This window comes from Pinibacter soli (assembly GCF_029961145.1).
GTDB lineage: Bacteria > Bacteroidota > Bacteroidia > Chitinophagales > Chitinophagaceae > Pinibacter > Pinibacter soli.
In genome coordinates, this window is the sequence record NZ_JASBRG010000008.1 from 182,239 (window position 1) to 194,211 (window position 11,973).

The 11,973-nt window shown below is 39.9% G+C and carries 8 protein-coding genes; all 8 read left to right on the plus strand.

Features of this window, described 5'->3' with window-relative positions:
• The first annotated feature begins 27 nt into the window (after positions 1-27).
• The gene (locus tag QJ048_RS23225; RefSeq protein WP_282336863.1) at positions 28-750 is read left to right on the plus strand and encodes a fasciclin domain-containing protein; all 723 of its coding nucleotides are present in this window, start codon (positions 28-30) and stop codon (positions 748-750) included.
• Positions 751-801: 51 nt separating this feature from the next.
• On the plus strand, positions 802-2,442 hold the full coding sequence (locus tag QJ048_RS23230; protein ID WP_282336864.1) for a DUF5008 domain-containing protein: 1,641 nt from the start codon (positions 802-804) through the stop codon (positions 2,440-2,442).
• An 88-nt stretch (positions 2,443-2,530) separates the two neighbouring features.
• Complete coding sequence (locus QJ048_RS23235; protein WP_282336865.1) at positions 2,531-4,294, plus strand: LamG-like jellyroll fold domain-containing protein; 1,764 nt, start codon at positions 2,531-2,533, stop codon at positions 4,292-4,294.
• Between the two features lie 40 nt (positions 4,295-4,334).
• Positions 4,335-6,323: a M60 family metallopeptidase gene (locus tag QJ048_RS23240; RefSeq protein WP_282336866.1), complete on the plus strand. Its 1,989-nt coding sequence runs from the start codon at positions 4,335-4,337 to the stop codon at positions 6,321-6,323.
• 147 nt (positions 6,324-6,470) lie between these two features.
• Positions 6,471-8,249, plus strand: a complete 1,779-nt coding sequence (locus tag QJ048_RS23245) for a LamG-like jellyroll fold domain-containing protein (RefSeq protein WP_282336867.1) — start codon at positions 6,471-6,473, stop codon at positions 8,247-8,249.
• 83 nt (positions 8,250-8,332) lie between these two features.
• A complete protein-coding gene (locus tag QJ048_RS23250) occupies positions 8,333-9,460 on the plus strand; it encodes a DUF3472 domain-containing protein (RefSeq protein WP_282336868.1) in 1,128 nt (375 codons plus the stop codon).
• 20 nt (positions 9,461-9,480) lie between these two features.
• The gene (locus tag QJ048_RS23255; protein ID WP_282336869.1) at positions 9,481-10,413 is read left to right on the plus strand and encodes a phosphodiester glycosidase family protein; all 933 of its coding nucleotides are present in this window, start codon (positions 9,481-9,483) and stop codon (positions 10,411-10,413) included.
• Positions 10,414-10,603: 190 nt separating this feature from the next.
• Entirely contained in the window at positions 10,604-11,842 is a 1,239-nt protein-coding gene (locus tag QJ048_RS23260) for a metallophosphoesterase family protein (protein ID WP_282336870.1), read from the plus strand.
• Positions 11,843-11,973 lie beyond the last annotated feature (131 nt).

Genomic DNA, 11,973 nt, shown 5'->3' on the forward strand with positions numbered 1-11,973 from the left:
AAATACTCCAACAAAAAATATTGAACTATGCGTATAAGCAAAATAATAGGAATAGTAACTCTGGGCTGTTTATTGTTGACGGCATGCAAAAAAAATGACTACTATGTTGATAGCGGCACCAGTAACCCCAAATTCAACGGAACTGTAATGGATTATCTGCAATCCAAAACAGGTGTTTTTGATACAACTGTACAGGTTATTAAACTCGCAGGAATGGAAAAGGTTTTCAGCACAGATACCATTACTTTTTTTGCTCCTAATAATATATGTATAAGAAATCTGGTTACCAATTACAATTTTTACCTGAGTAGTTTGGGTAGAGACACTGTAAAAAAATTGAGTGACATAGACCCATCTGTTTGGAAAAACCTGATGTCTCTATATGTGTTCAAAGGAGCCAGAAAATTGACAGATTTTCATCAGTTGGACCTTGATGTTATCAATTCTTTTTCCGGAGGCATGTACGTTTCATACAATGGTAGGCCAATGAACATAGGCGTGCGATATAATGATGAAGGAAGTATTAAGTATGCCGGATACAGAAGTCTTTATATTTCTTATATCCTTGATTTAACGAGGCCAACTTATTTAGTAGGTACGACCTGGACAAGTAATGGAACCTGGATAATGGCAAGGGTTACTTCGAGTGATATACAACCCACCAATGGAGTAGTTCATGTGATTGCGTTTAGTAATCCGCCTCATTCTTTAGGATTTGACTTTAACTACTTTCTCTCGTTGGTGAATTAATTAAAGAAAGTTTCAGCAAAAAAAGTATCTCAAAAGATTAATCAATAACTCATGAGCTCAATATTAATCAGAGTTGCAAAAGTTTTCTGTGCAGCACTAGTGTTTTCAACTGTTGCATGTAATAAATCAAATAGTTACAGCTCCACCAATCTTTATACTGCGGGAGAAGCACCGCTTGGCATTAAGTTCTTAGACAACGCACTCGTGCCTGCCAGCGGAGCTGAAAATAGTACCGTATCTGTAGGGATCCAGGGACTTAAAAAATATGCCGGTGAGCTACAGATAGCTGTAAATGGAACGCCCGTTACTGCTGTAAAATCTGTTACTGACAGCATGCTGGTATTTAGCATTCCAAAATGGGCAAGTACAGGCGCTGTTACCGTGCAGGTAAAAGATCAGGTGTTCTTCGGACCTGTATTCAAAGTAGAAGGCAAATTAAGGAGTGATGTGTCATTTAGAGTAATTAACGGAGCAACAGGAGGCAGTATTTTTGATTTTGTTCCAAATGCTTCAGGCTATATACTGGCCGGTTCGTTTAGCGATTATGAATATACAAATTCCGGTACCACTTATGGTGGTTTAGTACAGGTAGATCCCAATGGTGTTTTTCTCCATAAATATGGCAGAGGCGCTAATTCAGGCTCAATAAATTCTTTGGCGATTGTACCGAGTACAGGAAAATTAATGATTGCCGGAAACATCAGCTTGTATGACACATTTCCTTCCAGGCCCAACATTTCCAATATCGCCAGGATTGATCCGATTAGCAGCTTGTTGGATACAATGAAAAGTCTGGTTAACAGTACACAGCCTTTAAGTCCTCCAGACACCGCGATAGTTTCCGCATTCAATGGAGGAATTAGCGGAACTGTTTCAAAAGTATTCGTTCAACCTGCTTCTTTAGGAGGTAAAATTGTTGCGTTAGGCAATTTCAACGGGTATCAATCTGTTTACTATCCTAAGTCTACGCTATTAACATCCTGGACTGACTTTGCTCCGATCAATAATTTGGTACGTATGAATTATAATGGTTCAATCGATTCTACATACAACTATTCTGTGGTTCCTGGTGCTGGCTTAAACGGTATTATAAATGATGCCTACATGTTAACAGACGGTTCAATTATTACGGTGGGGTTATTTACCAGTTTCAATGGAAAGTCAATACCTCATAACATAGCCAAATTTAAGGCAGATGGAACGATAGACAACTCATTCGGCGGTTTAGGTTCTGACGGTATCATTTCATCAATAACATATAATGGCACCAGCTTTTTACTTACCGGTTCATTTAAAAACTTTAATGGAACACCTGCTAATGGCGTTGTAATGCTAAACAGTGATGGATCTGTTAATACAACTTTTAAATGCGGACAAATAATAGGAGGAAGTGCCAATTACGCTGTTCAGTTATCAGCTGCATCAAATAACTACATTATTGTTACCGGAAGTTTTAATAAATACACAGATAACGTGAATCCAACTGTGGTAAAACAAGGTTTTATGGTGTTGGATCAAAACGGAAACCTGGTTCCGGCATACAATAACATGGGGCTGTTTGAAGGAGCTACCAAGAAAATAATAGAAATCACCAATTCATTGGGCCACCCGGCGATCATGATGGTTGGTAACATTTCCAAATTTGATGGCAAGCCGGCAGGCAATATCGTGAGGATAGAATTATTAAAATAAAACTTTTGTGAAGTGGCTTGCGGTAGCAGTCGTCGATAAAAAATGATATTATAAAACCAATCCCAGCTGCGAGAAAAAATATATTCAGATGAAAAAAATTAAATCTTCTTTAGTTGTACCTATTTTGCTGCCAGCGTTGCTGGTGCTTGCCTTCGGTAGTTGCAACAAAAAATTTGACAGGCTGCTAACTACACACACCGATACTACTACTTATGTAGTACAGCAACCTAAAGTATTGTATTTAATTGTTGATGGGGCCGTTGGAACTGAAATTCAAAATATCAACCCTTTCGGCATTAATCAACTTTCAAAAAATGCCGTTTATTCATGGAATGCACTGGCTGACTTCAACAGCTATGTGGATCCCGCTTATACAGACGGAGAAGGCTGGGCCAATATGATGACGGGCGTTACCAGATCCAAACATCGCGTGGCCGACAATACATTTTCAGGAAACAACCTGGCAGCGTATCCATCTTTTATTAAGATGATAAAACGAGATGCCGATTATAAAGCAAAATTTATTGCGGCCTTTAGCGCATCACCTGATTTCAATAACTACTTTTCTGATAGTGCCGATATTCACAGCGCATTACCTACAGATGATGCAGTAAAAAGTGCTGTAATCAAAGTTTTGGATACAAGCAGCAAAGTGGATGTGGTTGTTGGTCAATTTCATTCTGTGGCAGCAGCCGGAGCAGCTAAAGGCTACACTTCAAGCGTGCCTGAATACAACGCCGCTATAGTTCACATTGATTCATGCATTCAATCGATCATGACTTCATTGAAAAGCAGACCCACTTATTCAAAAGAAAAATGGCTGGTGGTATTGGCTTCCAATAAAGGCAGTGATACTGCTACATGGAAAGGCGCTGACACAAAATTTCAGGATAGCAGAAGAAATACATTTGTGTTCTTCTATAGCCCTAGTTACGGATCCACTTATGTTGGCCAGCCCAATACAGGCATTACGTTTACCGGAGTAGCTCCACAGATCACCAATTCAAACAATCCAAGCAACCCAAAGGCGCAGGCATTAACGGACAATGGCTTTTTTAATTTCAATGCCAATACTGGAAAAGAGTACACTGTTGAGTTCAAAATAAAAATCCTCAATCCGGGTTCGTTCAACTATCCAACATTGTTTTCGAAAAGAGCAAAATTCTCTGGGTCAGTAGATAAAGGATGGCTGTTTTTCTGTCAGGGCAATTACTGGGGTATTAACATAAACAATGGTAGTGGCAATGTGCAAACATTAGCCTCCTCAGTGAATATTAATGATGGCGCTTGGCATACGCTTACAGGCGAATTCTATAATGAACCGAGTGATGCAGGCAAGAGATATGTAAAGGCTTATAACGATGGCGTATATACCGGTAAAGTAAGTATAGAGGACAGGAAAGACTTAATGAACTCCCCAGCTCCATTGGCTATAGGTGCATTGGCTGGCGATGGCGGTAACCCTAATTTTCTTATAACATCGATAAAAGTATTCAATGCGGCATTACCTGATACTGTTGTACAAAAATATTTCAAAAAAACAGGAGTGGTGGGCCATCCATATTTAAATAACGTGATCGGCTATTGGCCATGTCTTGACGGGAAAGGATCTGCATTAACAGATGAAAGCGGATTTGGTCATGACTTTACGCTTACCGGTGCTTATACATGGAACTCATTTAGTGATACGGATCCGCTGCGTTTGAGTCCTGACGTTAATACCAGTACGTACAGAAAGGTGCCCAATAGTGTAGATATACCATATATGATTTTGTCATGGCTAAATGCAAAGAAACCTAATTGGGATCTTAGCGGATATCCATGGACTCCTAATACATTTGTGGCTAATTAAAAACTGAATTTCTTATAACATTCTATAAAATATAGCTTATATGATGAAACCCATATTAATGTCATTATTGCTGACAGGAATGCTGTTGGGTATGATCTCTTGCCAAAAAAACCAGGTAATTAGTTATCCTGATGGCTGGTCCAAAGGGAGTGACAGCGGTGGGCACCAGACTGTAGATACTTCTATTTTTGTAATAGACAAAAGTATGTACAGCAAAGCCAGGGTATTTCCGGGAATGGTGGATCCTACTGAAAGAAGAGTAATGGATACAACTATATCCATTAATGCTACGTTTCAGGATGCAGGGTTGTTCAACCAATACTTAAGAATATCTGTACAGCCTCAACCACAATTCAGCACCGGCTTGTGGGCACCAGCCGGAGAATTGATCATTATTGATGTGCCGGCTGACGGCATGGGCCTGTCATTACAGATAGGTGCGCATACTGATAATTTAACTGGAAAGGCAGATCTTTTGCGTGATCCGATTATTGTATCACAGACTACTTTAAATCCTGGAAGAAACTATGCACGTAATCCTTATGGCGGTACAATTTATGTAAGAGCATCCCGCTCTCTTGGTAAAATTATCAACCTTAAATTTTCCGGCGCTTGTGCACAACCTGATTTTATTTTAGGAACCACTACCGACGAAGCTGCATGGGCCGCGCAGGTAAAAAGATCCACAGTGCCATGGCTGGAACTGAGATCCAACAACTTCATTTTTACATTACCACGCGATAAATTTGACCAGTTCCCTTTAACCAACCCAATAGCATTAATGCAAACCTGGGATGACATTGTTAACAAGGATTACTATGGCTGGATGGGACTTTCAGACACGGCTTCTAATGATGTAGATAAGGCACCGGGATTGCCGTGGCGCGCCGTTCAGGATATTCAGATCTCAGCAGGTTACGGACATAACGGCTATCCAATAGAATTGCAAAATGATAATAACTGGTTTACCGGAATTGTCAACCTCAACACGATATTGGCTTCAGGTAACTGGGGTGTGCTTCATGAACTGGGACATAACTGCCAAATGGGTACTGCATGGAGTCTGAGCTCTCTGGGTGAAACATCCAATAACCTGTTTTCATTTAAATACGCACACAGAAAAGGCACTTCGCATGCTAACATGGCAAAACTTCACCCTGCTTTGCCTGGTACTACCGGCGCATTTGCAACCGGGCTCGCGTATGCAGCAACTTCTGGTTTGAAAAATTTTAACGTGGATGCGGCCATTAATGATCCCTTCAGAAGAATATTGCCGTTTGTTCAGTTGTTTGAAAAAACAACTCCAATAGGAGGCGGCGATGGTTATAACCTTATGAATTACTGGTATCAGCAAGGCAGAAGAATACAACGTCTGAATTTCGATGATCAAAGTAAAATGGACTTCATAGTTGAAAATGCATGTGATTATACAGGACAGAATCTTGAAAAATTCTTCTTCCAATGGGGTATTAACGTAAGCGCATTGGCAACTGCGAGGATCAGGGCAAAATATCCATTACCGGCAACTGTAAAAGATCTTTGGACATACAATCCTATTACCGATACCGGTGGTACAAGAACAGTTAGCAGTAACCTTTACGTGTCTAAAACCGCGTGGACAGTTAACTCTAAAAGTTCGGATGATGGTTCAAATACCGCAGCGAAAGCTATTGATGGAAATGCAACTACTTATTGGCAAACACAATGGGCCAGTAATCCTGCGGGCACCACTCACTTTATAGTTATTGATATGGGAGCGAATTATAGTATTTCCAGCGTTTCGCTTATTATGGATGCGTCCAGGTACTTTGACTATTGCAATGTGTATGCAAGTACATCAACTACTTTTTCACCTACACCCACTTATCAAACTACAAGTTTGGCCAGAAATAATACAGAGCAGGTAATGACATTTGCATCGCGTGTAACCTGTCGCTATTTGAAAATTGAAATACCAAGAACGGCAGGACACATCTATACGGATGCAACCAACACTATTAGGATAAATGAAATAAGTGCGATCTATTAATAAACAAGAATCTCGGGGATATACCAATAATGAAAAGTATTTGTATGAAATGAAGCATAAAAATTTTCGAGCAACTTTATACAAAACGCGATGAAAATTTTTATGCGAAATTCCATGTGACAAAAATGAAAAATGTAAAATATACACATGAATAAAATAATTGTTTTTTCCGTTGCGATGTTTATCACTACGGTAGGAATATTACAGTCCTGTAAAAAATTTACCAATTTACCGCCCTACAATGAAACCTATTCACCGGATACACTTGCGAATGGTAAACGTAAAATGTTGATCATTGCTATAGACGGAATTCGTGGACAGGAATTTCAAAAAGATAGTGGGAAAGTGATGTCAACAGTATGGTCATTGTTGCCGCACAGTAAATATAGCTTCTCAGGTATAGCTGACGATGCTGCAAATAATGCTGCTTCAATAGCCGCATTATTAAACGGTGTTTCAAGCAGCGCTTCAGGAATAAGTGACAGCACTTTACAAATACAATCAAATCCCAATGATCCTGAAGCAAGCAGTCAAAACACACTTAATGTATTCGCACGTTTGACCGATGCTAATCCATTTATAAACATTGCTGCCATAACACCCTGGAGACAATTCAGCAAAAGGTTTTTGTCGTATGCCAATATGAACTATGTTACGAGTGGCGATGCTGAGTCAAGGGATTCTGCTGTTAGTGTATTGACAAAGTCCAATGCCGACATCGTATTTGTTCATTTGAACGGTGCAGAGATAGCTGGAGAGGCTAATGATTTTGTATTTAGCGATGCTAATTACAAACAAGCTGTGAGCAATATTGATAATTACATCAAAAGCATTATGCAGGCATTGCAAAACAGAACGCACTATAGTGATGGCAAGGAAAACTGGATGGTAATGATTACATCTAATTCTGGTGGAAACAAAGGAACCCTGGCACAGCAAAAAAATATATTCTCATTATATTATAATAAAGGGTTTACACAAAAATTGTTTAACCCTATTGCATGTACAGCTTTAAGAGTCTATGGTGATACAGCTGCAGGAACAACCTTTCCGGGAATAGTGCTTTTGAGTGGTAACACTGCAAATAGAAATTTTAACATCCTGAAAAATCAGGGCCTGACAGTTGAATTTAGAGTTAAATACATCCCTGATGCATCCGGAAACTACTCCTTTGGCAACCCTTTCATTTTAGGTACGGAACTGGATCGTTATAATCCTCCGGGATGGAGTTTTTGGCAGGGAGGTAGTAATATGGCCTTTTGTGCTAAACCAGGCACAGCTGGCGGCAATGCTAAACCAGAGACAACTGCCGGCGGTTTTAACGATGGCAAATGGCACACTGTGGCCGGAACAATTGTCAATACAGGGACATCACAAACGGTAAATATATTTAAAGATGGCTTAAAACAAGGAACCTCCACACAACCAATGCCTACAGGACTTGACAGCATACACAGCACATTGCCGCTGGCTCTTGGTTATCGCGTAGGAGCACCAAAAGATCCGTTTGGTACCAGAGTAGATCCTAATTTGTATATTAACGATATAAGAATCTGGAAGACCGTATTGCCCGATAGTATCCTGTTTAACTATGTGTCACTTAAAGATGCTACCCAGCATCCTTACTACAGCAGCATGGTGGGGTATTGGCCTTGTGATGAAGGAGGTGGTGATACGCTTAAATCAAAACTGGCGACTGCAGCTAATTTCATTGCAAGCAAAGCGCCTGGCGCAGTAGCTAAGTGGTATTTATTGAATGACGCTCCTCAAACATTTGGAACTCCTACCGGAGATCCTTTGACAAGAAATACAAGTCTTTTCCCTAATGTTTTGTACTGGTTCAATGTGCCGGTTAGTGCGGGATGGAAACCAGCGTTGGACTATGGTGCATGGCTTGATCAATATTTAGTTGAATTTTCGAGATAAGAGTAAAAAAACGAATAAAGAATATCAAAAATCATTCGCAACGCTGCAGTAAAATTGCAGTCGTTGCGAGCATGAATGTTATAATGAAACGATTATTATTTGTCGCAGCGACTGTTTTATTAAACCTTACATCTTTTTCACAAACAGGTCCTTCATGGGGCCCGTATATAGGTGCAAAATTTGCAGGCAAACAAGAGGCAGACTTGTTAATGGCAGACGTTAGAGTAACGCCGGAAGCCAACGCACCTTACACATATAGTTGCAGCATTCAATTTAAGCTGGGAAAAAGCGGTGGTTATTGCGGTATTCAAAATAAAAATAGTAACGCCAGTACCAGCAAACCATTGAACAATATCTTTTCAGTATGGGATTTCCCTAATAAAGTTCAAATACATGCATCCTATAAAGATCCTATGACTTTTGTCGGTGGCTTTGGTGGAGAAGGAACAGGATTGCATTCACATTGCGATTTTGGAGGCGTTCAGGGCCAATGGTACACGAGCGTGGTACGCCGATGGTATACAGGTGGAGATAAAACCCAGGTTGGATATTTTATCTATGATCATACAAAAAATGAATGGCGCCATTATGTGACCTTCGACGTTCCTGAAGCTGATGCTAAATTGGGAAGTGGCATCTCGAGTTTTTTGGAAAACTTTGCTGATCAACGTAAACGCCCAAGAATTACAGAATATAAAAGTTATTGGTTACTGACCACTGGTAACGAATGGCGTCACGCAGATTCTCTCAAAGCAGACGCTGGGAAGAATGGGTTTTGGGACGCTAAATTATTAGGCAATGATGGCATTCGCCTTACATCATGTGGTCAATGGGATTCTACAGAAAAAAAGCCAATAACTTTTCCTGTTACAGAAACAGCCACAGCACCTGCTGTCATTAAACCTGCTGGTATTTACGATTTAGGTGCATTCTACGACAAAGGCGAGAAAATGATTTATGTAGACTGGTCCATAGAAGCATCTTGTGCGCCACAGTTATCGTACAGTATTGCCGTATATGATAACCCCCAGAAAACAGGAGCTCCCATTGTAAAAAAAGAAGGTACCGATCCTGATATTAGAAGCGTCGCATTGGCGGCAACGAATTTATCAACGACAGAAAAATCATATTACATAACGTTGACCCTAAATGATATCTTCAATCAGTCTTCAAAAGCAAAAGAATTTATATTGAAAGACTTAAAACCGTAGTTCATTGACAAAATACATCAATGAAAAAGTACTACTTCTTATTAAGCGCTTTACTATTCAGTGTCCTGTTATTTGCGCAGAACGATTCCATTGCGTTATCGCAAGCGCAATGGGCCGTTAAAAAATTGAATACACAGGTTTACTGGAAAACAGCGCATTTAACACAGCATGATTTGTTTGCTGCAAACGAAAATATCAGTCTGATCATTATTCCGCCACATTCAAATAGTGTGAAGCTGGTGGTTGGCTATTCTGATTCTTTAGAAACAACCTCGCAACAAGCTTTGAGATACAATGCGCTTGCAGGTATTAACGGGTCATTTTTCAAAATGCGCGGTGCAGATCCAGATGACCATTCGCAATTGAACCATGTGCCCAAACTGGAACCCTCTAAGCTTTCGTATAACCGCGCTGAAACCTACTTGCGTAAGGATAGTCAATTAGTAGCTCCTAACAAAGTAGTTGCCAAACAGACAGCCCGCCGAAGAGATCAACAGGGCTCCGTAGCCATCGGTGACACAAGCTTGGCCATATTACAGGCCGACACGGTTAATTTTGGTTGGGAAAATAGTATTGCCTCCAGAGACATCATGACATCAGGACCGTTGTTACTTTTGGAAGGCAAAAATACGCCCATACCAGCAGATGATTTTAGCCAAAAAAGACATCCGCGTACGGCCGTTGGTAAAATGGCTGATGGTTCTATCATGTTATTGGTAGTAGATGGGCGCTTCGAAGAATCAGCAGGTATGAGCCTTATCGAACTTCAGCAAATTATGCGGTGGCTGGGTTGTGTCTCTGCACTTAACCTGGATGGTGGCGGGTCATCTACAATGTATATAAAAGGAGAACCTGAGCATGGAGTAGTGAACTATCCTTCTGACAATAAGAAATTTGATCATAATGGTGAACGTGAAGTGGCAAATACCATATTGATTGTTCCATGCATTTAGCTGTCGCAAAGGTTGATGCGCTGATACTTTGCTATCACCTTCAGTTCAGTCATATGCAAAAACCGGGAATGCAATTGTTCTCAAACTATGCGGTATATTGGTTATTTATAAAGTCGATGATGATTTTCTTAGACTCATCCGCATTGTTGTTATGTACCTTTTCAACTAAAGGAGTAAATTCATCATTATAATGAAAAAGTATTTTTTAGCGACCTTACTATTTATAGGATTTGGCACGATCAATTATGCTCAAAACGTGACGTCCGCTACGACCGCTGTACAGAAACAAGATGACGTGAAATTTGATTTCATTTGCCATCCATATTTGCAAAATATGACCACTTCAGGTGTATCCATATTTTGGTTAATGAACAAGAATTGTACGAGCTGGATTGAATTTGGTGAAACCCAGGCATTGGGTAAAAAAGCGGTTAACTCTTCCAACGGACAAATTGATGCTAATTCTGAAATTCAAAAAATAGCAATTGAGAACTTAGTTCCCGGCAAAACTTATTATTACAGAACAGCTTCGAAAAGTATCGTGAAATATGAATCATATAAGGTAGTGTTTAAAGATACAGTGTACAGCGACCTACATACGTTTACATTGCCTGCTGAAAAAGTTTCAAAATTTTCGTTTTTAGTGTTTAATGACATACACAATAAGTGTGAATATCTCAAGGAGGTCATGACCCATGAAAAGGATTTCGATTTTGTGATTTTCAACGGAGATGTTGTTGCTGACATAATGAGCGAAAAGCAGATTTATGGCAACTTTCTTGATAAGATTTCCGGTTTCTTTGGCGCACAAAAACCATTTATTTATGAACGCGGTAATCATGAAACCCGCGGTGGATACACACGGTCGCTGATCAAATATTTTGACTATCCTGCTAATCAATATTATTATAATTTCCTCTACGGTAATACGAATTTTACATTTCTTGACTGCGGAGAAGATAAAGAAGATAACAAGTATGAAAGTTATTTTGGGCTTGCAGACTATGATGCGTACAGAAAAAAACAAGCCGAGTGGTATAGCAGTTTAATTCAAACTAAAGAATATAAAAAAGCTGTAAACAGAATCATCTGCTCGCATATACCGATTTATAAAACCTACGTTAATGATAAAGACGGTGGAGGAGATTGGCATGGCGCTGCTGATCTAAGAACTAATTTTTTGCCGCTTTTTCAGCAAACTAAAATTGACCTGATGCTAAACGGGCATACACATATGCCCCGTCTTCTAACGCCGGGACAAGCGGAAAGCCCATATTTTGTCGCAATTGGCGGATCCCCCATTTATGAAAATTATTCAGAACCTAAAAGGTTTACAGCCTATACGCTGGTAGAAATAAATGGCAACAAGATAACCGTTACACTTAAAAAGCCTGACGGAAGTATTATTGATAAAGCCGAAGTGAAATAGATTAGCAAACACGGCTTGCGCATGCCGTCCGGTGCAAATAATGTAGACAAGGATTGGTTTAAAACAACCGATCCTTTCTTGCTTTTTCCAAAAAATCTACATGAGGCGCAAATGAAATTCAGGACCAAAAT

What these genes read in the sequence shown, in the direction of transcription:
- QJ048_RS23245 (WP_282336867.1), top strand. Translation starts at nt 6,471, where the DNA reads ATGAATAAAATAATTGTTTTTTCCGTTGCGATGTTTATCACTACGGTA.
- QJ048_RS23260 (WP_282336870.1), top strand. Translation starts at nt 10,604, where the DNA reads ATGAAAAAGTATTTTTTAGCGACCTTACTATTTATAGGATTTGGCACG.
- QJ048_RS23255 (WP_282336869.1), top strand. Translation starts at nt 9,481, where the DNA reads ATGAAAAAGTACTACTTCTTATTAAGCGCTTTACTATTCAGTGTCCTG.
- QJ048_RS23240 (WP_282336866.1), top strand. Translation starts at nt 4,335, where the DNA reads ATGATGAAACCCATATTAATGTCATTATTGCTGACAGGAATGCTGTTG.
- QJ048_RS23235 (WP_282336865.1), top strand. Translation starts at nt 2,531, where the DNA reads ATGAAAAAAATTAAATCTTCTTTAGTTGTACCTATTTTGCTGCCAGCG.
- QJ048_RS23250 (WP_282336868.1), top strand. Translation starts at nt 8,333, where the DNA reads ATGAAACGATTATTATTTGTCGCAGCGACTGTTTTATTAAACCTTACA.
- QJ048_RS23230 (WP_282336864.1), top strand. Translation starts at nt 802, where the DNA reads ATGAGCTCAATATTAATCAGAGTTGCAAAAGTTTTCTGTGCAGCACTA.
- QJ048_RS23225 (WP_282336863.1), top strand. Translation starts at nt 28, where the DNA reads ATGCGTATAAGCAAAATAATAGGAATAGTAACTCTGGGCTGTTTATTG.